Raw genomic sequence first — 23,085 nt, 5'->3', positions numbered from 1 at the left:
CCGGCATTCCGCGCCGAAATCCTCGCACGTTAACGATTCATGATTGTACCCTGGCTGACAGCGCGTTTGGGGCTGAAATTTCCGCGCCGCACCTGTATGCTGGCGCGGAGATTCAACTCAGCGTTTTCGCTATATGGAAATAGAGGGACAGATGGCCCGAAAACTGTTCGGTACCGATGGCGTGCGCGGCCGCGCGAATATCGAACCGATTACCCCATCCACGGTTTTGAGTCTTGCCATGGCGGCGGGACAGCGTTTCCGGCGCGGCAACCACCGCCATCTCGTGGTCATCGGCAAGGATACGCGGCTATCGGGATATATGCTGGAACCGGCCCTGACAGCGGGCTTCATCTCCATGGGCATGGATGTGGACCTTGTCGGCCCGATGCCGACACCGGCTGTCGCAATGCTGACACGCTCCCTGCGGGCGGACCTCGGCGTCGTCATATCGGCATCGCATAACCTGTACCAGGATAACGGCATCAAGCTGTTCGGCCCCGACGGATACAAGCTGTCGGACGAAGAGGAAGCCGAAATCGAGGCGCTGATGGGAACGGGCCCCGGCGAATCGGAACTGGCTACGGCCGACGGGCTGGGCAGGGCGAAGCGGCTGGAGGATGCGCCAGGGCGCTATATCGAATTCATCAAGCGAACATTCCCGCGCGGGCTGCGGCTGGACGGGCTGAAGATTGTGGTGGATTGCGCCCATGGCGCCGCGTATCGGGTCGCGCCGGCGGTGTTCTATGAACTCGGCGCGCACGTCATTCCCATTGGCGTGCAGCCGAACGGCACGAATATCAACGAGAAATGCGGCGCGACGGCCACCGAATGGATGCGTGAACAGGTGGTGCTCAACGGCGCGCATATCGGCATTGCGCTGGACGGCGACGCGGACCGCATGATTGTCGCCGACGAGGCGGGAAGGGTGCTGGACGGCGACCAGATCATGGCGCTGATCGCGACCTCCTGGAAGGGCCGCGAACGGCTGCGCGGCGGTGGCATCGTCGCGACGGTCATGTCCAATCTCGGTCTCGAACGCTACCTGTCGGGTATCGGCCTGTCCCTGGCGCGAACAGCGGTCGGGGACCGTTACGTTGTCGAGCATATGCGCAATGCGAATTTCAATGTCGGCGGCGAACAATCCGGCCATATCATCCTGAGCGACTACGGCACCACCGGTGACGGCCTGGTTGCCGCGCTGCAGGTGCTGGCGGTCGTGGTGGCGGAGGGGCGCAGGGTCAGCGAAGTCTGCAGCCTCTTCGAGCCGGTGCCGCAATTGCTGCGCAATGTTCGGTTCAACGGCGGCATGCCGCTGGAGGACAGCCGCGTCATCGATGCGATCCGGACCGGAGAAATGGCGCTCGGCAAGGGCGGCCGACTGGTCATACGCAAGTCGGGCACCGAACCGGTGATCCGCGTCATGGCCGAAGGCGACGACGATACGCTTGTCACCCGCATCGTCGGCGATATTATCGGCGTTATCGAGGAAACGGGCCACGCATGACCATGCAGGGCCGCGTCCTGATCGTCGCAGGCTCCGACTCCGGCGGCGGGGCGGGAATCCAGGCGGATATCAAGAGCGTCACCGCGCTACGCGGCTTCGCGATGACGGCGGTGACCGCGCTGACCGCGCAAAATACGCAGGGTGTGTTCGGCGTGGTCGGCATTGAGCCCGCATTTATCGCGGAACAGATGCGCGTGGTTCTGGACGACCTCGGCGCCGACGCGATAAAGACCGGCATGCTGCACAATTCGGCGGTCATCGAGGCCGTCAGCGACGTTCTGGAAGAACGCGCCGGCACGCTGCCGATCGTCGTCGATCCCGTCATGTTCGCCAAGGGCGGGCACGCGCTGCTGGAGCCGGCGGCGATGACGGCGCTGCGCGAACGCCTGTTGCCGCTGGCCAGTGTGGTCACCCCCAATATTCCCGAAGCCGAAGCGCTTACCGGCATGAAGGTCAATGGCGCCAGGGACATGGCCGACGTCGCCGCGGCTCTGGCTGAAACGGGCGCACCGGCGGTGCTGCTGAAAGGGGGGCATCTGACGGGGAATCTCCTGTGCGATGTCCTGTATGCCGGCAAAGAGGTGCATCGCTGGGAAGACAGCCGGATCGATACGCCGCATACCCATGGCACGGGCTGCACCATGGCGTCGGCCATCGCCACGGGACTGGCGCAGGGGATGAGCATGCGCGACGCGGTGGCGCGATCGCGCGCCTATGTCCGGACCGCCATCCTGCAGGCGCCGGGCTACGGGCACGGTCATGGCCCGCTGGATCACGGCCATACTGTGGGAAAATTCAATTACTGAACTGAAGCCGATTTAAACCTGCATCATCGCGGGCGCCGTGGGGTTGCCGAGCGCGGCGGCAATGCGCGTCAGGCCCGTTTCAAGGTCGGCGATCCGGTGCGGCGTGCCCAGGCAGACGCGTACCGCGTGGGGGGCGCTGGCCCGTCCGATGGCGAAGGTTTCCGCTGCCGCGATGGCGACGCCCTGATCCCGCATCGCGGCGACGAAATCGCCCGCGCGCCAGGGCTCCGGCAGATCCAGCCACAGGTGCAGGCTGCCCGGCGGCGACAGGTATACGGCGCCAGGCAGGATTCGGGCAGCGATCGCCTGCCGTTCCGCCGCGGCGGTCTTGTGGCTTTCGAGCACACGCTCGGCGGTGCCGTCGGTAATCCAGCGCGTCGCGATTTCGGCCATCAGCGGCGGCGCCATCCAGCAACTTGCCCTGACAGCCGTGCTGACATTCTCGACCCGGTCGGCCGGGGCGAGGACATAACCGGTTCGCAACCCCGGTGCGACGGTCTTCGACAGGCTGGTCAGGTAATATCCCAGCTCTCCGGCAAACGCCGTCAGCGGCGTCAACGGCGGGCCTCCATGGAACGGCCCGTAAATATCGTCCTCGACAATGGCGATACCGTGCCGCAGGGCAATTGCGGCAATATCGCGCCGGCGATCTTCCGGCAGGGTCGCCGTTGTCGGGTTGTGCAGCGTCGGCATGCAGTAGAGCGCCCGAACTCCCCCCGACCGCGCCGCCCGCTCGAAGGCTTTGGGGATCAGCCCGTTTTCATCCATGGCCAGGCCTTCGGCGCGCAGCCCCAGTTGCGTGATGGCCGGCTTGATTCCCTGATAGGACAACGCTTCGGTGACGATCCGGTCGCCGGGGCGGGTGAGGGAGGCGAATACCGTCAGGATGGCATGCTGCCCCCCCGCCGTAATCACGATGCGCGCGGGATCAACCGCCCAGCCCTGGCGGCCGATCCAGGCGGCGCCCGCCATGCGGTGGGCGGCAAGTCCGGCTTCCGGCTGGTAATCGAGAAGGGCGGCGGTGTCCGGGTTGGCAGCCATCTCCGCAAGCGTCCGTGCCAGCGCCGCCCGCTCGGCGCCGGGGCTGGGAAAATTATGGCTGAGATTGATGATGCCGGGTTTCGTCACGGCGCCGCTCGGCAGATCTTCCACGCGGGGGCCGGTGCGGACATAGCTGCCGCGCCCGATCTCGCCGCTCAGCAATCCCCGGCGCGCGATTTCCGCATAGGCGCGGCTGACAGTGCCGACGGTAACGCCCAGCTTCCATGCGAGTTCGCGATGCGTGGGCAGTTGCGCCCCCGCCGCAAGGGAACCATCCGCGATCTGCGCCGCCAGCGCATCGGCAATCGCCCTGTATTTCGGGCCGGGCCTTTCAGCCAGATCAATATCCTGAATTGTCATGGATACAATATAGGTTTTGACTCATTCATGGGGTGACAATATGACACAATTAGACGAAAGGTTTATACAATACGAAGCTAAAAGGCTGATTGTATGCATACAATATCAAACGGCCCCAAATGTCAAGCGACCGCCGGAATCTGGACTCCCTTCATCAAGGCAGTCCTGATCGGGCCGATCCGCTTCCTTTACGCACGTTGTAACCTCTGGTACGCCCGCGCCCGCGAACGCCGCAGCCTTGCGCGGCTGGATTCGCGTCTGCTGCGGGATATCGGCGTGAACAGGATGGATGCGGCCCGCGAGGCCGCGAAACCCTTCTGGAAGGCATGAAGGCGATGCAGATTCCCGTATATCAGCTCGACGCCTTCACGACGCGGGTCTTTCACGGCAATCCGGCGGCGGTCTGCATGCTGGATGAATGGCTGCCGGCGCCCGTTATGCAATCCATCGCGGCGGAAAACAATCTTGCGGAAACCGCGTTCTGCGTCGCGGAAGGCGATTCATTCGCCATCCGCTGGTTCACGCCGACAATCGAAATGGATCTGGCGGGGCATCCGACACTGGCGACGGCCTGGGTGATCCTGAACCTGCTGGCGCCCGAGCGCGATTCTGTCCGGTTCCGCACCGGTATCGGGGATTGGCTTGAGGTCACGCGAGACGGCGAGCGACTGGCGATGAACTTTCCGGCGCGACCGCCGGCATCCCGTCCGGGACTGGATGATGTCGGCGCGGCGCTGGGGGCGACGCCCCTGGAGGTGCTGGCCGCGCGCGACGGGTTCGCGGTTTTCGAGACCGAAGCGCAGGTCCGGGCGCTGGCGCCGGATATGGATCGCGTTGCGGCCATCGACGTGCTGGGCGTGATCGCAACCGCACCCGGTTCGGGCTGCGATTTTGTCTCCCGGTTTTTCGCGCCGGGAGCGGGTGTCCCCGAGGATCCTGTCACCGGCTCCGCCCATTGTACCCTGATTCCGTACTGGGCCGGAAAACTGGGCAAGGATGTGCTGTTCGGACGGCAGGTGTCGCCGCGCGGGGGCGAAATTTACGGGCGGAACCTGCCGGGACGGGTGGAAATAGCCGGCCATGTCGTGCTGTATATGAGCGGCATGATTACCGTATGAGGCCCCCACCGGGTCAGGAGGATCCCCGATGCAGGCGACACTGGAGCAACTCGAGGCGGCGGCCGAACAGGTCTACGGCGTCATGGCGCCGACCCTGCAGCACAACTGGCCGCTGTTGTCCAAACGATGCGGCTGCGAGGTCTGGGTCAAGCATGAGAACCACACGCCCATCGGCGCGTTCAAGGTGCGCGGCGGCATCGTCTATATGCGCGACGTGGTCGCGCGCGGCGGCGTTTCGGGGGTGATTTCCGCGACGCGGGGCAATCACGGGCAGTCCATCGGCATGGCGGCGCGGGCGGCGGGAATCGCGGCCACCATCGTCGTCCCGAAAGGCAACAGCCGCGAGAAGAACGCGGCGATGGCGGCGCTGGGCGTAGACCTGATCGTGCACGGGCCTGATTTCGACGCCGCGCGCGACCATGCGGTCATGCTGGCGGCGGAGAAGGGACTGGCCATGGTGCCGGCCTTTCACCCTTTGCTGGTGCGCGGCGTCGCCAGCTATTCGCTGGAATTCCTGCGCGCGGTTGACGGGCTCGATACCGTTTACGTGCCGATCGGACAGGGCTCGGGCATCTGCGGCATGATCGCCGCCCGCGATGCGCTGGGCCTGACGCTCGATATTGTCGGCGTCGTCTCGGAGCGTGCGCCCGCCTATGCGCTGGCGTTTGAAACGGGTCGGGCCACCGTCACCAACAGCGCCTATACCTTCGCCGACGGGGTCGCCTGCCGCGCCACGGATCCGGATGCGCTGGCGATTATCCGCAAGGGCGCGGCGCGTGTCGTGACCGTCGGCGAGGAATCGATCGAGGCGGCTATACGTGCCTATTACACCGATACCCATAATCTTGCCGAGGGCGCCGGCGCGGTGCCGCTGGCGGCGCTGCTGCGGGAAAAATCCGCCATGGCCGGCAAGCGGGTCGGGCTGGTGCTGTCCGGCGGGAATATCGACATGGATGTGTATAACGGCATTCTTTCAAGGGCGTAGCCTTGATCACCATCGACGTTGCGCAATCGCCGGCGGATATCGAGGAAATCCGCGCCCTGTTCACTGAATATGCGGCGTCGCTGTATTTCGACCTCTGTTTTCAGGATTTCGACACGGAACTGGCGTCTCTGCCGGGCAGTTACGCCGCGCCGGACGGTTGCCTGTTCCTGGCGCGTGCCGGGAATGGCCAGGCCGCCGGTTGCGTCGGCATACGGCGTCTGGTCGATGGCGGCGCGGAAATGAAACGGCTTTATGTTCGCGCTGACTGGCGCGGGCAGGGGATGGGCCGCCGGCTCGCCGACAGCGCCATCGAATTCGCCCGGGCGGCCGGTTATCAGGCGCTGCGGCTCGACACGATCCCCGATCAGATGGCGAATGCGGATGCCATGTATCGCGCCATGGGCTTCGAGGAGACCGCCGCCTATTACGACAATCCGCGCGGTATTACGCGCTGCGGCTGGCAGGTTGAACCGGCGCAAGAACCGGGTGGTTCGGCGGCAAGCGCCGCGATAGGGTTGCGGCATGGATAGGGCTTCTACAGGAACGATTGCCATGACCGAAACCGATACATACAGCCCCGGCCGCGATTATGACCGGATCGCCGCCGCGCTGGCCTATGTGGATGCGCACTTCGAGGATCAGCCCTCGCTCGGCGCGATCGCCCGCCATGCGGGGCTGAGCGAGTTTCACTTCCAGCGGCTGTTCACGCGGTGGGTCGGGATCAGCCCCAAGAAATTCCTGCAGCAGCTGACCCTGGAGCGCGCCAAGCAGAGCCTCGAATCCTCCGCCAGCGTGCTGGATGCGGCTTATGATGCGGGGCTGTCCGGTCCCGGGCGGCTGCACGACCTGTTCGTCGCCTGCGAGGCGGTGACGCCGGGCGAATACAAGGCGCGGGGCGCCGGCATGACGATCCGCTACGGCTACCATGACAGCCCGTTCGGCGAATGCCTGCTGCTGGTGACGGATCGCGGGATCTGCGGGCTGGCCTTTATCGACCCGCAGCGGGAAACCCGCGCCGAGGCGCTGGCCTGGCTGGCGAACGGCTGGTCCAATGCGGCGCTGGTGGAGGATTCTGCGGCGACGAGGCCGTTCACCGAGCGCATGTTCGGGCTGGGTGGCCGGGCGCTGGCGGGCGAGGGGTCGCCGCTGCGGGTGCTGCTGCGCGGCACGGAATTCCAGGTGAAGGTCTGGCGCGCGCTGCTGACGATCCCGCCGGGGCGGCTGACCACCTATGAGGATATCGGCCGCCGGATCGGCTATACCTCGAACGCCGCGCGCGCCATCGGCCGCGCCAACGGCGGCAACCTGATCTCCTGGCTGGTGCCCTGCCATCGGGTGATCCGCAAGACGGGCGCCATCGGCGGCTATCGCTGGGGCCGCGAACGCAAGCTCGCCATGATCGGCTGGGAGGCGGCGCATCGGGAGGCGGCGGCGTAATCCGTTGCGGGTCGAATCGGAGGAGCATGTGCCTGAATACCTGCAAATCAGGATCGATGTCGCCATGCCGGCGCAGCAGGACGGCGCCGCGCGCATGACGCCCAGGATGCGGCGGCGGCTTTCATCACGGTGGGCGACGACGGTTACCTGATGCAGTTGCGCGACGACAAGCCGGGGATATTCTGCCCGGGGCAATGGGGACTGTTCGGCGGCGCGCAGGAATCGGGCGAGGGATCGGCCGAGGCGCTGGCGCGGGAACTGGGCGAGGAACTGCACCTGTACGTCGCGCCCGATGACCTGGCATTTTGCTTCGCCTTCGGCGTGTCGGTTCTTGACCAGCCGGTGCGCCGTCGCGCGTTCTTTGAAATCGCGCTCGATCCCGGGCGGCTGGACGGTCTGACGCTGACCGAGGGGCAGGATATGCGGGTTCTGACGCGTTCGGAACTGTTTGCGCCGGAAACGAAACTCTGTTCCTACGACGCCTATGCGTTGCTGACGCATTTGCAGAAAATCCGCTGAAAGCCGGCGGCGCAGGGGCCCCTCGCATTGCTCCGCATATAATACTATTTGTCGTATAATCTATATTATGGAAAATTATTGCGCTGTCCGAGGGGCGGTAACCGGCGGAATGTCTTACACTGTAACGACCATACCGTCGTAACCGGGTTCGACACCGTCCGGCAGTTCGGCGCAGAGCGTCCTGTAATCCAGGTCGCCGCCCATATGGACCAGCACGGCATGTCGCGGCCGGATGCGTTCGATCCAGCGCAGCGTGAGGTCCAGATGCGCATGGGTCGGATGCGGTTCGCGCCGGAACGCATCGACGATCCAGGTATCGATGCCCGCGAGCGTCGCGAACGCCGCCTCGTCCAGCGCGCTGACATCCGTCGAATACGCGAACTTCCCGATACGGAAGCCCAGCGTCTTCGAGCGGTTGCCGTGCTGCTGCTCGAACGGCGCAACGGCCAGGCCGGCGACTGTGAACGGCCCCGTCACCTCGTTGGGCTCCAGTACCGGCTTGTAATAATGCAGCGGCCGTCCCTCGAAGCGTTCCAGCGGCGTAAAGCAGTAACCGAACCGTTCCTGCAGCGCCGCCAGCGTACGGGCGTCGCCAAAAACCGGAATCGGCGCCGTCATGGCGATATTGACCCAGCGAAGGTCGTCGATCCCGTGGCTGTGATCCGCATGGGCATGACTGTAAAGCACGGCGTCCAGTCGCGAGACGCCGGCATCGAGCAATTGGGCGCGGCAATCCGGCGACGTGTCCACCAGGACGGTGGCGTCGCCGGATTCGATCAGCAGCGAGGATCGTCCGCGGCGGTTTCGCGGTTCGTTGGGGTCGCAATTGCCCCATTTGCCGCCGATCATCGGTACGCCGCTGGATGGTCCGCTGCCGAGAATGGTCACCCGCATTGTCAGGCCGAAACGGTTACGCGATTGAAAAGACGGAAAAAGTTATCGGTCGAGAGCCGGGCGATCTCGGCCGGGGCCACGGCGCGCAATGTCGCGATGGCATCGGCCACATGGGTCACATAGGCAGGTTCGTTGCGCTTGCCGCGCTTGGGCACCGGCGCCAGATAGGGCGAGTCGGTTTCAACCAGAAACCGGTCCGCCGGAACGTCGCGCGCGACCGCCTGGACGGATTGCGCGTTCTTGAATGAAACGATCCCCGAAAAGGAAATATAAAAACCTATTGCAAGCGCTTTTTCAGCGAGTTCGGGGCCGGAAGTAAAGCAGTGGATGAGGCCGGGAAACGGCCCGTCCGCATGTTCCTCGCCGAGGATCGCCATCATGTCGTCATCGGCGTCGCGGGCGTGGACGATCAGCGGCAGGCCGGTGCGCCGCGCTGCGTGGATATGCGACCGGAAACAGGCCTGCTGGTCGCGCCGTGAACTGCGTTCGTAGTAGTAGTCCAGTCCGGATTCGCCGATCCCGACGACCTTGGGATGTTCTGACAGGTCAACAAGCTGTTCGGTCGTGACATCCTGCGCGCCCGCGGCCTCATGGGGGTGCACGCCGACCGAACACCAGATACTGTCGTTGGCTTCGGCAATCCCGCGCACAATCGGAAATTCATGCAGCTTGGTGCAGATGGTCACCATCGTGCCGACCCCTGCCCGCCGCGCCCGCGCGATCACCTCGTCCAGGTCGCCGTCATTCGCGTGGTAGTTCAGGTGGCAGTGGCTGTCGACGAGCACCCTATCCCTCCGCTGCTGCTTCTTCGACGTAACGCGGGAATACCGGCGCCGGTTTCGGCAATGCCGTACCGGGTTGCAGGGCCGATTCAAGGCTGGTGAAATTGCGGCACTCCGCCGGCACGGCCAGCTGGTCGAGAATTTTTCCCGTCGATTCCGGCATGAAGGGCTGCACGTACAGCGTCAGCCGGCGAATCGTTTCCGCCAGCACATAAAGCACCGTTTCCATCCGCGCCGGGTCGGTCTTGCGCAACGCCCAGGGCGCCTGGGAATCCACATAGCGGTTGGCGTCGCCGATCACTTCCCAGATGCCTGTCAGCGCCAGATGGAAGGTCTGGTCCCGCATCGACTGGCGCAGGGTGTCGAGCAGCGCCGCCGCGCTGGCGAGTATTTTCGTGTCGTCCCCGGTGAGTTCGCCGGGCGTCGGCACCGCATTGCCGCAATTCTTCGCCACCATCGACAGCACCCGCTGGCACAGGTTGCCGAGGTCGTTGGCCAGGTCGCCATTCATCCGGTGCATCATCGCCTGGTGCGAGAAATCGCCGTCATTGCCGAACGGCACCTCGCGCATCAGGAAATAGCGCACCGGATCGAGCCCGTAGGTTTCGATGAGCTGGTGCGGGTCGATCACATTGCCGGTCGACTTGGAAATCTTCTCGCCTTCATTGGTCCACCAGCCATGGGCGAAGACGCGCTTCGGCGGCGCCAGTCCGGCGGCCATCAGGAAGGCCGGCCAGTAAACCGCGTGAAAGCGCAGGATATCCTTGCCGACCATGTGCAGGTCGGCCGGCCAGAACTTCTTGAACAGATCGGACCCGGTGTCAGGATATCCTACAGCGGTGATGTAGTTGGTCAGCGCGTCGAGCCAGACATACATGATGTGGGCGTCGTCGCCCGGCACTGGCACGCCCCAGTTGAAGGTCGTCCGCGATATGGAAAGGTCCCGCAACCCGCTTCTGACGAAGCTGACGACCTCGTTGCGGCGCGACTCGGGTGCGATGAATCCGGGATTTTCCGCGTAAAATTTCAGCAGCGGTTCCTGCCACGCGGAGAGTTTGAAAAAATAGCTCGGTTCCTCGACCCAATCGACCACCGCCCCGGATGGCGCAACGCGGCTGCCGTCCGGCCGCTTGGTCAGTTCGGATTCGGCGTAGAAGGCCTCGTCGCGCACCGCGTACCAGCCGGCATAGGAGCCGAGATAGATATGGCCGTTTTTTTCCAGTTGCCGCCAGATCGCTTGCACCGCCCTGGTATGGCGGTCCTCCGTGGTCCGGATGAAATCGTCATTCGAAAAATTGAGCGCGCCGGGCAGCGCGCGGAAGGTTTCGGAAACGCGGTCGGTGAAGGCCTGCGGCGATACGCCGGCATCCGCCGCGGCCTTTTCCACCTTCTGCCCGTGCTCATCGGTTCCGGTCAGGAAATGAACGTCATAACCGTCCAGCCGCATGAAGCGCGCCAGCACGTCACAGGCCAGCGTCGTATAGGCGTGGCCGATATGGGGTGAATCGTTGACGTAATAGATCGGGGTCGTGATGTAATAGGTCTGCGGCATGGGGCCACTTTCGGTGTCCGGCTAAACGGTTTCGGGGTTCACGGTCGCCTGCAGGGCCAGAAAAGCGGCGATCAGTACCTGTTTCCGGTCGAGATTCGCATGATCGGCCTGCGTGAAAAGACGGCTGACCTTTTCCCATACCTCCAGTATTTGTGCAAGGTTGGCCTGCGCGGTCATGGCGGCGAAGGCTTCGCGTTCGCCGGGGACGATTTCGGACGGCAGCCGGCCCTGCGCGCCCTCGCGCACGATACGCGACAGCCAGTCCTGCAGCAGCCGGCCGAAAGTCTCGAAGGCTTCCGCGGCGTTCGCGCGGCTCAACCGGTCGCCCAGCGCGTGCACTCCCGGGATATCCAGGCGCGGAAGCGCCGCCAGCAGGCGGACCATGTCGCGGTACAGGTCCAGCCCGCCCGCCTCGGCAAGGTCCATCGCGGCGCCGATGCTACCCTCGCTCAGCCCCGTCAGCGCGGCCGCGTCTTCCGCCGACAATTCGGGACGATACTGCCCCAGCAGTTCCAGCACGGTTGCCGATGGCAGGGGCTGCAGGGTCAGGGTCCGGCAGCGCGACCGGATCGTCGGCAGCAGCCGCCCCGGCGCGTGGGTGACCAGCAGGAAGACCGTTGCGGGGGGCGGTTCCTCCAGGATCTTCAGCAAGGCGTTGGCCGCCGCCCGGTTCATTTCGTCCGCCGTATCCACGATGACGACCCGCCAGCCGCCTTCGCTGGCGGTGCGGTGCAGGAAGCCGGTTGCGGCGCGAACATCGTCGACGACGATTTCCGTGCGCAACTTCTTGGACTGCGGATTGATGCTGCGCTCGACCGTCAGCAGGTCGGCATGCCCGCCGGAAGCGACGCGCCGGAATACCGGGTGTTCCGGATCGAGCGACAGGTCCGCCGCCGGAACGTCGCCGAACAGTCCCGCCTCCGCCGCGACGGGCCCCGCGAGCAGGTGGCGCGCAAACCGGTACGCCAGTGTCGCCTTGCCGATACCGCGCGGTCCGGCGATCAGCCATGCATGCGCCATCCGCGCGGATTGCGCGGCTCGATAAAGGGTTGCCTCCGCCGACTCGTTGCCCCGGAACAGCGGGTTCTTGCGCGGCGCGATGACTTCTTCGTCTTCGTTACTCATGCGGAGAGGGCTTCCGGCAGGCGCGCGGCGACCGCCCGACGGATCGCCGTCGCGACGGCATCGAGCGATTCCGCCGCGTCGATCACGACGCAACGGCCAGGATCGTCGGCGGCTATGGCCAGGAATCCGGCACGGAGACTGGCGTGAAAAACCTGGCCCATCCGTTCGTAGCGGTCTTCTGCCCCGGCGCGTCCGATTGTGCGGGACAGGCCGTCCTCGACGGGAATATCCAGGATCAGCGTCACATCCGGGCTCAGGTCGATCCGCGCCGCCGCGGCCAGGCGCTCGACCGCGTCGCGTCCCAGTCCGTGGCCGTAGCCCTGATAGGCAATGGTGGAATCGGTAAACCGGTCCGAGACGACCCAGTCGCCGCGGTCCAGCGCCGGACGGATCACCCGTTCGATATGGTCGCGCCGCGCCGCCATATGCAACAGGGCCTCGGTCATCGGCTCCCAGCGCCCCGTGCCGCCTTCGACCAGCAACCGCCGGATTTGTTCCGCGCCGGGGGATCCGCCCGGTTCGCGCGTCGCGATGACGGTGTGCCCGGCCTCGCGCAGCAGGGCGACCAGCAAATCGCGCTGGGTCGATTTGCCGGCCCCTTCCCCGCCCTCCAGCGTTATGAAGCGGCCTGGGCGGGGCGTCCTGCCGGCGTCCGCCATGTCAATTACCGCCGCCCCAGACCAGATGCTGCAATGCTTCGCCGAGCCGGCCGACCGGTCCGAGTTGCATGACTTCCGCCCCGGCCAGCAGCGGCAGGGTTACGGGTTCGATCCCGGGCGCGGATATTTCCACCGTGCCGATCTGCGCACCGGCGGCGATCGGCGCCGGTATCGGCTCATCGTATCGGACCGTCGCCTTCATCTGCGGGCGGGCCTTGCGCGGTATCGTCATGACCAGCGATCTGCCGACAATGGCCGGTACGGTTTTCGCTTCGCCCAGCCAGACCTGCGCGTCGACGATCTTTTCGCCTTCCTTGAACAGCGCATAATTTTCGAATTCCCGGAATCCCCAATCGAGCAGACGCTCGCTGCCCGCCGCCCTTGCGCGCTCGGAATCATAGCCATTGACCACGACGACAAGCCGGCGGCCATTGCGGAGTGCGGAGGCTGCAAGACCGTATCCGGACGCTTCCGTATGACCGGTTTTCAGCCCGTCCGCGCCGACATCCTTGTACAGCAACGGGTTACGGTTGCTTTGCTTGATTTCATTATAAGTATATGAAAGTTCTGAATAATAATGATAATAATCGGGAAAGTTCCGGATTGTCGCAATGGCCAGCGTCGCCAGATCGGCGGCGGAGGTGACCTGTTCCGGATCCGGCCAGCCGCTGGCGTTGCGGTAGGTCGTCTGGCTCATGCCCAGTTCCCGCGCCTTTAGGGTCATCTGTTCCGCGAACGCTTCCTCGCTGCCCGCCAGACCTTCGGCGACGACAATCGTCGCATCGTTGCCCGACTGCACGACGATGCCCCGGATCAGCTCTTCGACCTTCACCCGGTCGTTGACCATGACGAACATCTTGGAACCGCCCTTGCGCCAGGCGTACTCGCTGACGCTGAAGGTGTCCTCAAGCGAGAGGCTGCCGTTCTTCAAACGTTCGAACAGCATGTAGATCGTCATCATTTTGGTCATGGATGCGGGATACATGACCTCGTCGGCGGCCTTGCTGTAGAGAACGTTGCCGGTTTCGTAATCGACCAGAATGGCCTGCCGCGCACCGGTATCGATGGCTTGCGCCGAACCGGCCCCCAGGGTCAGGGCCAGTATGGCGGCCAGGACCGACGCTATTCGCTTAAACGACATTGCATACTCCCGTAGTCTTCCATATTCGCAAACAATGGCTTTCCGGTTAGCAGGAAAATTGCCGCCAATGTGGCGCCTGCCTAATCGACGACGATCCGCGCGTTCCGCTGTCCCGACCGCAGGACCGCCTCCAGCATTTTATCGGCTTCCTCGACCGATTGCAGGGGGCCGAATCGCACCCGGAAAAGCGGCCGGTCCAGATTTTCGACCTGGTGGATCCGGACGTTGCCGATGGGAGACAGGATTGCCCGCATGCGGTTGGCGTTGTCAAACCGGCCGAATGCACCCGCCTGCACGTAAATCCGGTTTCCGCTACTGACCGGAACGATTGTCACTTCCTCACTGACGACCGGCGCAACGGCTTGCTGACGGAGTGCGCGCGCCGGTGCATCCTGCACCGGGACAATCGCATGATTGCTGTTCGGCGGCGGCGCGGCGTAGGTCCCGGGCGGCGGCGCAAGCGACGCGCTGGTCACCGCGACCCGTGGCGCGGCTACCGGCGGCGGCGCCTGTGCCTGCATTTCCGGCACGTCGTTCTTCTGGCCATACTCAGCCGCGACCTGACGGCTTTCAGCCTCCAGCAATGTCACCTCCACCTTGGCTGTGCCCTGCATTTCAAAGCCGAGCAATTGCGCCGATCGGCGCGACAGGTCGATGATCCGGCCATGTGCGAAGGGACCCCGGTCGTTGACCCGAACCTTGATCGACCGGCCGTTGCTGAGATTGGTGACCCGGACGATGCTGGGTAGCGGCAGGGTCCGGTGCGCCGCCGTGACCTGGTTCATGTCGAAGATTTCGCCGTTGGCGGTCGGTTTGCCATCGAAATTCGGTCCGTACCATGAGGCGATGCCGGTTTCCGAATAGCGGTAATCCACTTTCGGATAGTACCAGACTTGGGCGATCTGGTACGGATTGCCGATCTTGTAGTGCCCCTTCCCGACCCTGGAATCCGGACCGTCCGTCAATCCGGACAAGCGCTTGGCGCCCGAAATCACGAATTGGGTTTCCGCGCAGGCGCCGGCGAACAAAAGGATCAGGACGGCAGCCACGATCCTGAAGCGAAGGCGGAAGGCGGCGGCGTCCGGCACGTCAGCTTCCCGCAATCCGGTCGGCGAGCCGACCCACGGCGATTGCGAAATAATGGCTGCGGTTCCATTTCAGGATAACGCGATAATTGTTGTAGGCGAAATAGGCAGGCCCGCCTTCCTTTGCAGGCTGGATTATAGAGGCCTCCAGCGTTGCGTCCGGCAGCGCCGTGCCGTCCGGCAGGGTCACCCCCAGCGAGGACCATTCGGCGACCGTCTTCCGGGTATCCTCCCCGACCAGGCCGGTGTCGAACCCTTCGGGCAGTTTCACCTCCCGCCCCCAGCGCTCATCGCCGCGCCAGCCATAGCGGGACAGGTAGTTCGCCGCCGATCCGAAAACATCCGCCCTGGTGTTCCAGATGTCCTTTTTTCCGTCGGCATTGTAATCGACCGCATATCCGACAAAGCTGGACGGCATGAACTGGGCCTGCCCCATGGCGCCGGCCCAGGATCCGATCATGGCATCGGCGCTGATATGGCCGTCATCGACAATTTTCAGGGCCAGCAGCAGTTCCTTGCGGAAAAACGCGCTGCGGCGGCCGTCATGCGCCAGCGTCGCCAGGGCGGGGATAACCTGGAACCCGCCGGTGACACGCCCGAAATCGGTTTCGATGCCCCAGAACGCGACGATGTATTGCGGCTGTACGCCGTATTTCCGGCTGACTTCCATCAGGAGTTCCCGGTTTTCGGCGAGTTTCTCCCGCCCCTTCTGCACCCTGGTGTCGGGCACCACGCGCTGCTGGTATTCCTCGAAGGTCAGGGAGAATTCCGGCTGCTTGCGGTCCAGTTCGACAACCCGCGGAATGGGCGCGATGTTATCCAGCGCGGCCTTCAGCGTGGCCTCGGATATACCCTTGCTGCTCGCCTCGGCACGCAACGCCTGAAGCCATGCGCCAAACGCCTGTTCCGCCGCCACCACCGGCGCCCCCGTGGCGAACAGGGAGAGAACGGCGGCCAGACACATCAATCGCTGAATGGGCATGCAAACTCCAGGACGGCAAGGGTGAAAGGATTGCCCGTTTCTGCCATAACGGCCATTTTGCCGCAACCGGCCCTTGCGGAGCGCCGTCAGCCCTTGCTGGGCGCGGCTTTGCGTAACGTCGCCTGGCGGTGAATGATATACAGGCCGCTGCCGACAAGCAGGGTGATTCCGATCCAGTCGTGTACCGCCGGCAATTCATCCCACAGGATATAGCCCAGCGCGACGCCCCACAGCAGGGCGGAATAGCGAAACGGCGCCACCAGCGCCGCTTCGGCGACGACGAAGGCCTCGATCAGGAGGTAATGCGCGATACCCGACATGACGCCGGTCAGGACCATCCAGCCGAAATCGGACAGCGGCGGCGCCTGCCAGTTGCCGCCGGCGATGGTGAGCAGGCCGGCGAGGCTGACGGCGGCTGTCGACCAGAACAGCATGGACGCGGATGAATCCGTCGGGCTGATCTGCCGGGTCACGATATCGCGGAAGGCGCCGGCCGCCGCGGCGCCGAGCGGCAGCAGGGCATATATGTTGAGAACATCGCCATAGGGCTGGACGATGATCAGGACGCCGGCAAAACCGGCAAGTACGGCGCACCAGCGCCGCCAGCCGACATGTTCGCCCAGCATCGCCGGCGCCAACGCGGTAATGAACAGCGGATTGGCGAAGGCGATGGCGACATTGAGCGCGAGCGGATTGTAGCGCAGCCCGGTCAGGAAACAGAAGACCGAAACGATGAACATCACGGCGCGCAGCACCTGCCCCCTGACATTCACCACGCGAAGCCCGGCAAGCCCGCCGCCGGAACGCAGGCATATCAGCAGGATCGGTATCAGGACGAACAGCCCGCGCACGAAGATGATCTCGCCTGTCGGATAGCCAGCCGTGAGCCATTTCACGACGGCGTCGCTGGCGGTAAGGACCCCCATGCCGCCGACCATGCAGGCAATGCCACGGCCGGAATTGATGCGGTATTTTCCCGGCTCGATCATCTCCGCCTGCGCTCCCGATGCAGGATGTAAAGGCCGCTCGCGACGACGGGCAGCGAGCCGATGACGATCCACATATCGGGTACATGGCCGAACATCACGAAACCATACACCGTGGCGCAGGGCAGCGCCGTATATTTGAACGGCGCGACAACGGCCGCTTCGCCATGCCGGAATGCTTCTATCAGAATAAAATGTGCGGCGCCCTGCAGGCATCCCGCCAGCGCCAGGACCGGCAGGTCGGCGTAATCGAGCGGCGCGCTGGCAAATGGCAGGGTCAGCAACCCGAACAGCAGGACCGCGGTTGTGGAGAAGCACAGAATCGCCGTCGATGATTCGCCGGTGCTGATCCGCCGGGTGACAAGGTCCCGCAGCGCACCGCTGACCGCCGCCGCCAGCGGCAGCAACGCCGCAATCCGAAAAATTTCCGGGTCGGGCCGCAGCATGATCAGCACGCCGGCAAAACCGACGGCGACGGCCGTCCAGCGACGCCAGCCGACATGCTCGCCAAGGATCGCCGGCGCCAGCGCCGTAATCACCAGGGGCCCGGAAAAGGTAAGCGCCGTCACGTCCGCCAGCGGCAGCAGCGCGATACTGGTAACCATCAGGAACTGGGTAACGACCAGGAATCCCGCGCGGATAGACTGGCCGCCGTAGTTGTTGATGCGCAGGCTGCGCCAGCCGCCCGCATGCCAGGCCAGGAGGGCAATGGGAATGAAGACAAAGGCGGCGCGCAGTGCGACAAGCTGGCCCGGCGGATAGTCCAGCGTGAGCGTTTTGAGAAACGCGTTATTCAGGGTCAGCAGGGCCATCCCCGCAACCATGCACAGGATACCGCGCACGGACGCGGTCAGGGGCGTTCCCGCCATCAGACGGATACCCGTATGGCGGAAATCACGTGTTGCGAATCGTGGTGCGGCCGCCATCCATGACCAGGATGTGGCCGTTCACATAAGACGCCTCATGCGACATCAGGAAGAGTGCGGTATTGCCGGTTTCCCAGGCGGTCGCCTGTCGCCCGTAGGGTATCCAGCGTTTCGACCGGTTCGGGTTCGCCGCCGAAGCGGCCGCGCCCATCGGCGTGTCGACCATGCCGAGCAGCAGCACATTGGCGCGGAATCCCCTGGGTTCGCCTTCCATGGCGACATGGCGCATCAGCCCGCCCAGCGCCGCCTTGGAGGTGTCGTAATCCGGCTTCATGCCGCCCGGCCGGATAGCGGCGGCGGAGGAAATGAAGATGATCGACGATCCGGGCGCCAGGATCGGGAACGCCGCCTGGCAGGTCAGCATATGGCTGCGCAGGTTGATGGCGAAGGCGCGGTCCCAGCGTTCCACGGTCTGCCCCTGCAGCCCGGCCGGCGTGCCGCTGATCCCGACATTGAGCACGATGCCGTCCATACCGCCCATGGCGTCCGCCGCTTCGGCCACCATGCGGGTCACGTCCTCGGGGATCGCGACATCCGCGGTCACCGGCGTCGCCTTGCCGCCCGCATCGGTGATTTCCCGCGCGATCGCGGCGGCGGCTTCCGCGTTCATGTCCGCGCAGGCCACATGGGCGCCCTCGCGACCGAACACGCGGCTGATGGCGCGCCCGTTGCCGAGCAGGCTGGTGCTGGACGTATCGCCGCGCTGGCCCGCGCCGACGATGAGGATACGGCGTCCCTTCAGACGCCCCAGGGCCGGACCGTCGCCCATCGATTCGGCGAATAACTGCTTTTCCGGCTGTTCGTTCATGGTGCTCATGAGGATTCCTGGACTCTATTTCTGTTATTGCGGGGCGTCAGCCTGTGCCGATGTATCTGAAAACCGCCGCTGAGCAAACCACGTTGCCCCGGCATAGGATAGCCCCCGCCCCGGCTCACGGGAAATATCCGCTGCGGTCCTCAGGAGCTATCATACACGGCGCGCCAGGCGGCCAGGCTTGCCGACGGCCCGTCGGTGTATTCCATCTGCCGCAGGGTCAGGCGCAAGGCATCGGGATGCGGCGCGTCGCTGTCAGGCAGGCTGTCCGGCGCCGCGCCGGCGCGGACCGCCGCGCACACCGATTGCCGGAACCGCGCGAGGGCCGGGTCGGCGAAACTGTTCTGCAGGATGCGGAAGGTTTCGAATGTGGCCCGGTCCATTTTCCCATCCGCCATACGCTGTGGCGAAATGAATGCCAGTCCCGAACGCCAGCCTTCAGGCGGCGAGAAGCGGTCCATATGTTCGACCGGCGTCGGCGCCGTACCGAAGGATTCGATCCGGCCCAGCCGCGACTGTACGACACGGTCCGCGCGCGCCTCCCGGATGGTATCCATAATGTCCGGGGACGACGACGGGTCGCGGCCGATCCGGCTTTTCAGGAACTCCAGCAGCCCGGGGTCCGCCGTACGCACGCAGAATTCGGCTTCGGGTGGCCCGGTGCCGAGATCGAACAGAACGCCGAGCCGGTCCTCGGGGCGGGCAGCCAGCAGGTCGAAGCCCAGTTCGGTCAGGCCCGGTCGTTCCGCCATCGCCGCCTCGTCGGCCGGCAGGCACAGCAGCGACGCCTGGACCCACAGCCCGTCGTCGCTTGGCGCCTCGCACGGCGCCAGCCTTGTGTTCGACGGCAGGGCGATGCGCATGGCGCCGCGCGCCGTCAGAACCTGGCCGCCCGTATAGTCAAGTCGCGTTTCCGGATTTTCCCCCTGCGTCGCCGATGGGCCGGCCATGCCGGCGATGGGCCATCGCGTTTCGGGATCGTTCAGATAATCATGCACGACCTGGAGCAGGTCCCTGAAGGTATTACGCACCGGTGCGATCCTTCCACTACGCGATCGAACGCCGTCATGGTAGCCTATGCAAAGGAGACCTGTATAATCCCTTGTATCGGACCTTTTACCGGAAGAGGTGCGGGCCATGACCAGTGCGGTAACGATTGCAGCGATTTTCACGGTTTGCTTCGTGTGGATTGCACCTGTGGCGGCGCAGGAACCGACCAACATGCTGGGCGGCAATTTTATCGACCTGTGCCGGTCGCCGAATGCGAATAGCCAGGCAACCTGCGGTACGGTCGTGACCGCGCTGATGAACGCGCATGTGGAAATGTCGCGGCAGGACCCGGACAGGCGGGTTATCTGCCCGCCCCGGACCCTGACGATTGACGAAGGGCGCCGGGTGTTCATGCATTGGGCGAACACCGTCAACGACGCCTCGAGCATGTCATTTCCCGAAATTGTCATGGCGGCACTGAACAGCCGCTATCCCTGCGCCAATTACCTGAAGACCCCCGGCGTCAAATGACCCGCTACCGCAAGTTTTTTTAATCTATTGCTTGAGATAATATCGATAAAAATATGAACTTGCTGCAATTTTTTAGGATTTCGTCTTCCAGCAAGATATGACGGGCGGCTCCGTCAAGGTCGTACTGGTTTGGCCTGCGCCTTTTCTTTCCCCTGCTCCGGCACGGCGAACATAGGGAGGACCAGAGAGGCCACCCTGATCTAAATCAATAACGGCTAAATGAATGATAATTCGCAAAGGGGCTGTAACGCCCTGCCGCAATCGTGATATGCACGCCCCCGTCGCGGATGGGTGCCCGAGTGGTTGAAGGGACCGGTCTTGAAAACCGGCAAGGGTTTACGCTCTTCGTGGGTTCGAATCCCACCCCATCCGCCAGTTTCCATATGTCCGGCCCGGGTGCGGCGTCCGCGCGAACGGCTGCGCGAAAGGTTGCCGACGATCCGCATTATGGCGGCATCACGACGTGTTTGGTTGGGACCGCTTCTGGCGATCCAGTATCCGCCTCGCAATTGCGAGGTGTTGTTCAGCGACCTGTTGCCGAAGTTTTCAAAAAAGCGCGATTCTTCAACCGTTAATACTGCCTGTCGACCGCATTCGTTTTTTGCGGGGCGATCGGGCTGACGGACTGAGCGTCGTAATCCGTTTTCGGTTGCTGCACGGGTTGCACGGGTAGCAAGGGCTGTACGGGTTGTGGCGCCATAATCTGCACATCCTGCACCTGCGGCGACGTGTCCGGAACATCGGTCATGGAGGTGCGTACCATCTCGGCAATTTTTACGGCGAGGCGACGGTCAAGCGCGCCGGAGAGCGCGTAAACCAGCGGTCCTTCCTGCCAGTACGCAATGGACTGGTCTGCTTCCTGCGCAAACTCGATGGTTGGCGCGTCTTTTTCCCAGCGGGTTTTCACGTAGAGCCTGATCGCAGCGCCGGATGAATCGGTATATTTGAGCTCGACAAATTTCTGCGATCCGCGTGTGACCAGGCGCCGCTGCTCCAGCGAATACCCGGCCGGCGAGAGATTCGGCGCCTGCATTTCCAGCGCCACTTTCTGTGTCAGCCAGTTGAGAGGATCGGTCTGCGTTTCGGCATTGATTTCCAGTTTTTGAACAGGCATTGCCTCAAAAGGCGGTTCGGTATTCGCAGCAACCTGATTCAGGAAATTACGCACCATGCCGTCTTCTTTGGAGACAACGCCGCCACTCTGATAAGCGCCCAGCCATCCGCCTCCGGCCGACAGGACGCAAAGAACGACAACGGCGGCAATCCTGCTCACCGCAGGCAACATACTTCCCGCCGGTCGGCCAAGGATGGACAACAAACGCTGTGGCACAGCCGCATCGGTTTCATCCTCGCAAGCCTTGCGCAGCAGCTTGTCATATTCGATATAGTCCCGCACTTCCGCCGCTTTTTCCGGGTGGCGTTTCAAATACTCCTCCACCTTGCGGGCGCGCCGATCGTCCAGAAGCCCGTCCACATAGGCGTGCAGATCGCGCTCATCGATAATCTCCAGGGGCTGTATGTTGTCGTTTGTGATTGTCATGATGTTACCTTCACAGAGGTCTGTGTCTTTTGATCATGATTGCGTAACGCCGTGTTTTTCATTTCGGCGCGCAAATCTTCCCTGGCCCGCGCCAGTCGGGAGCGCACCGTACCGACCGGTATATCCATGATCCGCGCCGCCTGATCATAGGAAAACCCTTCGACAGCGACCAGCAACAAAACCTCTCTATGCCGTGGCTTCAGATATTCCAGTGCTTTTAATATCCTGTTGCATTCCAGTTTCGCATCCTGCGATGCGTTTACCGTCATGGCCGGGCTTTGGCTCATGTTTTCCGCAGCCACCTCTTTCAGGTTCGCCTGCTTTCGATAGCGGTTCAGAAAGACGGTATACTGCACACGGTACAGCCAGCTTCTGATGCTGCCCTCGCGCCGCCATGTGTGGCTTTTCCTGATGGCGCGCTCCAGCGTATCCTGCACCAGATCGTCCTTGTCCCCGGTACCACGCATCAGGATCCGGGCATAACGGCGTAACGCCGGAATTTCCCGCGCGATCATCCAGTTGATTTCCCGGCGTTCATTCTGGCTCTGCTTCATAAAATCCCAGACGCCTTTACCCCTGCAAAACGGTAAGACAGCGGCCGTGTCAGAAAAGTTCCAAAAAAATGCGACATTCATATGCAAGACGGCGTCGCACGAAATGAAACATGCGCGCGAAATGCCCGGAACGCATATCGCTATTAAGACAGTAACACGATCTGACCTGGCTTACTGGACGTGCCGTAGAAAAAAGTTGGAACTTTTTTCACCGCTCCCCTGTCACAGGAAGGCGAATACAATCCAATAACAAATGGAGCTATCGACATGCTTTCACTGAAAAACAGAATTCTTGCGACGACCGCCGCCATCGGCTTGCTGACGGGCGGCGTGTCCGCTGTCGCCAATGCGCAGGATCGCAGTGTGCCGCCGCAAGGTCAGCAACAGCAGCAGGTGAATGTCACCACCGAGCAGTTGCAGGAGTTTGCCAAGGCTCAGGCTGCGATCGGAGAAGTTCAGGCACAGTTCCAGAGGCAGGCGCAAGGCGTCGAGTCCCAGGAGAAAATTCAGTCCCTGCAGCAGCAGGCCAATGAGCAGATGGTCGAGGCCGTTCAGGAAACGGATTTGAGCGTTCAGGAATACAACCAGATCGCAAACCTTATTCAGGCCGATCCGCAAGTCCGGCAACGATATATGGAACTGGCTCAATAAAGCCGTTCTGTCTGCTGATCGTTAAAAGGTGCGGGTTAGATTCCCGCACCTCAGACCGCTGACAAACCCCTCGCCTTTGGTGAGGGGTTTGTGATTCAATGCG

General features: G+C 63.4%; 26 protein-coding genes and 1 tRNA gene. 12 read left to right on the top strand and 15 right to left on the bottom strand.

The features are described 5' to 3' along the window. Positions 1 to 151 precede the first annotated feature (151 nt). Both glmM and thiD read left to right on the top strand, forming a co-directional pair. Positions 152 to 1,504: a phosphoglucosamine mutase gene (gene glmM / locus WD767_11840; GenBank protein ID MEX2616776.1), complete on the top strand. Its 1,353-nt coding sequence runs from the start codon at positions 152 to 154 to the stop codon at positions 1,502 to 1,504. 2 nt (positions 1,505 to 1,506) lie between these two features. Continuing rightward, positions 1,507 to 2,310 (top strand): bifunctional hydroxymethylpyrimidine kinase/phosphomethylpyrimidine kinase, encoded by an 804-nt coding sequence (thiD, locus tag WD767_11835; GenBank protein ID MEX2616775.1) that lies wholly within the window; start codon positions 1,507 to 1,509, stop codon positions 2,308 to 2,310. Between the two features lie 12 nt (positions 2,311 to 2,322). Here thiD and WD767_11830 read toward each other — a convergent pair whose 3' ends face one another. After that, the gene (locus WD767_11830) at positions 2,323 to 3,711 is read right to left on the bottom strand and encodes a PLP-dependent aminotransferase family protein (GenBank protein MEX2616774.1); all 1,389 of its coding nucleotides are present in this window, start codon (positions 3,709 to 3,711) and stop codon (positions 2,323 to 2,325) included. A gap of 93 nt (positions 3,712 to 3,804) precedes the next feature. On the opposite strand from WD767_11830, the gene WD767_11825 reads away from it, so the two are divergent. The 7 genes from WD767_11825 to WD767_11795 are packed head-to-tail and all read left to right on the top strand — an operon-like array spanning position 3,805 to position 7,770. After that, on the top strand, positions 3,805 to 4,041 hold the full coding sequence (locus WD767_11825; GenBank protein MEX2616773.1) for a DUF1127 domain-containing protein: 237 nt from the start codon (positions 3,805 to 3,807) through the stop codon (positions 4,039 to 4,041). Beyond that, entirely contained in the window at positions 4,038 to 4,829 is a 792-nt protein-coding gene (locus WD767_11820) for a PhzF family phenazine biosynthesis protein (protein ID MEX2616772.1), read from the top strand. The genes WD767_11825 and WD767_11820 overlap by 4 nt, the downstream gene beginning before the upstream one ends. 28 nt (positions 4,830 to 4,857) lie before the next feature. After that, a complete protein-coding gene (locus WD767_11815; protein MEX2616771.1) occupies positions 4,858 to 5,814 on the top strand; it encodes a threonine dehydratase in 957 nt (318 codons plus the stop codon). A gap of 2 nt (positions 5,815 to 5,816) precedes the next feature. Next, positions 5,817 to 6,344: a GNAT family N-acetyltransferase gene (locus tag WD767_11810; GenBank protein MEX2616770.1), complete on the top strand. Its 528-nt coding sequence runs from the start codon at positions 5,817 to 5,819 to the stop codon at positions 6,342 to 6,344. A 22-nt stretch (positions 6,345 to 6,366) separates the two neighbouring features. After that, on the top strand, positions 6,367 to 7,251 hold the full coding sequence (locus WD767_11805; GenBank protein MEX2616769.1) for a bifunctional helix-turn-helix domain-containing protein/methylated-DNA--[protein]-cysteine S-methyltransferase: 885 nt from the start codon (positions 6,367 to 6,369) through the stop codon (positions 7,249 to 7,251). 28 nt (positions 7,252 to 7,279) lie between these two features. After that, positions 7,280 to 7,402, top strand: a complete 123-nt coding sequence (locus tag WD767_11800) for a hypothetical protein (GenBank protein ID MEX2616768.1) — start codon at positions 7,280 to 7,282, stop codon at positions 7,400 to 7,402. Then, positions 7,381 to 7,770 (top strand): NUDIX domain-containing protein, encoded by a 390-nt coding sequence (locus WD767_11795; protein MEX2616767.1) that lies wholly within the window; start codon positions 7,381 to 7,383, stop codon positions 7,768 to 7,770. The genes WD767_11800 and WD767_11795 overlap by 22 nt, the downstream gene beginning before the upstream one ends. 114 nt (positions 7,771 to 7,884) lie before the next feature. Here the strand turns inward: WD767_11795 and WD767_11790 are convergent, their stop codons facing one another. From WD767_11790 to WD767_11735, 12 genes are all read right to left on the bottom strand, one after another. Then, entirely contained in the window at positions 7,885 to 8,664 is a 780-nt protein-coding gene (locus WD767_11790) for an MBL fold metallo-hydrolase (protein MEX2616766.1), read from the bottom strand. 2 nt (positions 8,665 to 8,666) lie between these two features. Next, on the bottom strand, positions 8,667 to 9,449 hold the full coding sequence (locus WD767_11785; protein ID MEX2616765.1) for a TatD family hydrolase: 783 nt from the start codon (positions 9,447 to 9,449) through the stop codon (positions 8,667 to 8,669). Between the two features lies 1 nt (position 9,450). Next, entirely contained in the window at positions 9,451 to 10,998 is a 1,548-nt protein-coding gene (gene metG, locus WD767_11780; protein MEX2616764.1) for a methionine--tRNA ligase, read from the bottom strand. Between the two features lie 21 nt (positions 10,999 to 11,019). Then, complete coding sequence (locus WD767_11775) at positions 11,020 to 12,123, bottom strand: DNA polymerase III subunit delta' (protein MEX2616763.1); 1,104 nt, start codon at positions 12,121 to 12,123, stop codon at positions 11,020 to 11,022. Beyond that, entirely contained in the window at positions 12,120 to 12,782 is a 663-nt protein-coding gene (gene tmk / locus WD767_11770) for a dTMP kinase (GenBank protein MEX2616762.1), read from the bottom strand. Before tmk ends, WD767_11775 begins: the two co-directional genes overlap by 4 nt. Before the next feature lies 1 nt (position 12,783). Further along, on the bottom strand, positions 12,784 to 13,923 hold the full coding sequence (locus WD767_11765; GenBank protein MEX2616761.1) for a D-alanyl-D-alanine carboxypeptidase family protein: 1,140 nt from the start codon (positions 13,921 to 13,923) through the stop codon (positions 12,784 to 12,786). Between the two features lie 80 nt (positions 13,924 to 14,003). Next, a complete protein-coding gene (locus tag WD767_11760) occupies positions 14,004 to 15,011 on the bottom strand; it encodes a septal ring lytic transglycosylase RlpA family protein (protein ID MEX2616760.1) in 1,008 nt (335 codons plus the stop codon). A gap of 1 nt (position 15,012) precedes the next feature. After that, a complete protein-coding gene (locus WD767_11755) occupies positions 15,013 to 15,990 on the bottom strand; it encodes a lytic murein transglycosylase (protein ID MEX2616759.1) in 978 nt (325 codons plus the stop codon). 86 nt (positions 15,991 to 16,076) lie between these two features. Then, the gene (locus WD767_11750; GenBank protein ID MEX2616758.1) at positions 16,077 to 16,979 is read right to left on the bottom strand and encodes a DMT family transporter; all 903 of its coding nucleotides are present in this window, start codon (positions 16,977 to 16,979) and stop codon (positions 16,077 to 16,079) included. Beyond that, positions 16,976 to 17,845 (bottom strand): DMT family transporter, encoded by an 870-nt coding sequence (locus WD767_11745; GenBank protein MEX2616757.1) that lies wholly within the window; start codon positions 17,843 to 17,845, stop codon positions 16,976 to 16,978. Before WD767_11745 ends, WD767_11750 begins: the two co-directional genes overlap by 4 nt. Positions 17,846 to 17,870: 25 nt before the next feature. After that, positions 17,871 to 18,719 carry an SDR family oxidoreductase gene (locus tag WD767_11740; GenBank protein MEX2616756.1) on the bottom strand — a complete coding sequence of 283 codons (849 nt, stop codon included), beginning with the start codon at positions 18,717 to 18,719 and terminating at the stop codon, positions 17,871 to 17,873. Positions 18,720 to 18,859: 140 nt separating this feature from the next. Then, entirely contained in the window at positions 18,860 to 19,747 is an 888-nt protein-coding gene (locus WD767_11735) for a hypothetical protein (protein ID MEX2616755.1), read from the bottom strand. 106 nt (positions 19,748 to 19,853) lie between these two features. Here WD767_11735 and WD767_11730 point away from each other — a divergent pair, with 106 nt between their 5' ends. Together WD767_11730 and WD767_11725 are read left to right on the top strand one after the other, a co-directional pair. Beyond that, a complete protein-coding gene (locus WD767_11730) occupies positions 19,854 to 20,237 on the top strand; it encodes a Rap1a/Tai family immunity protein (protein ID MEX2616754.1) in 384 nt (127 codons plus the stop codon). A gap of 285 nt (positions 20,238 to 20,522) precedes the next feature. Continuing rightward, positions 20,523 to 20,612, top strand: a tRNA-Ser gene (locus tag WD767_11725). A 196-nt stretch (positions 20,613 to 20,808) separates the two neighbouring features. On the opposite strand, the gene WD767_11720 is transcribed toward WD767_11725, so the two are convergent. Both WD767_11720 and WD767_11715 read right to left on the bottom strand, forming a co-directional pair. Further along, positions 20,809 to 21,777 (bottom strand): hypothetical protein, encoded by a 969-nt coding sequence (locus tag WD767_11720; protein ID MEX2616753.1) that lies wholly within the window; start codon positions 21,775 to 21,777, stop codon positions 20,809 to 20,811. Next, a complete protein-coding gene (locus WD767_11715; GenBank protein ID MEX2616752.1) occupies positions 21,774 to 22,412 on the bottom strand; it encodes an RNA polymerase sigma factor in 639 nt (212 codons plus the stop codon). The genes WD767_11720 and WD767_11715 overlap by 4 nt, the downstream gene beginning before the upstream one ends. A 186-nt stretch (positions 22,413 to 22,598) precedes the next feature. Here WD767_11715 and WD767_11710 point away from each other — a divergent pair, with 186 nt between their 5' ends. Continuing rightward, positions 22,599 to 22,982 carry a DUF4168 domain-containing protein gene (locus tag WD767_11710; GenBank protein ID MEX2616751.1) on the top strand — a complete coding sequence of 128 codons (384 nt, stop codon included), beginning with the start codon at positions 22,599 to 22,601 and terminating at the stop codon, positions 22,980 to 22,982. The last annotated feature ends 103 nt before the right edge of the window (positions 22,983 to 23,085 follow it).

The organism is Alphaproteobacteria bacterium, from assembly GCA_040905865.1.
In the GTDB taxonomy this organism is placed as follows: Bacteria; Pseudomonadota; Alphaproteobacteria; order UBA8366.
The sequence above is the reverse complement of the archived record's forward strand: the minus strand, read 5'-3'. Positions and strand labels throughout refer to the sequence as shown.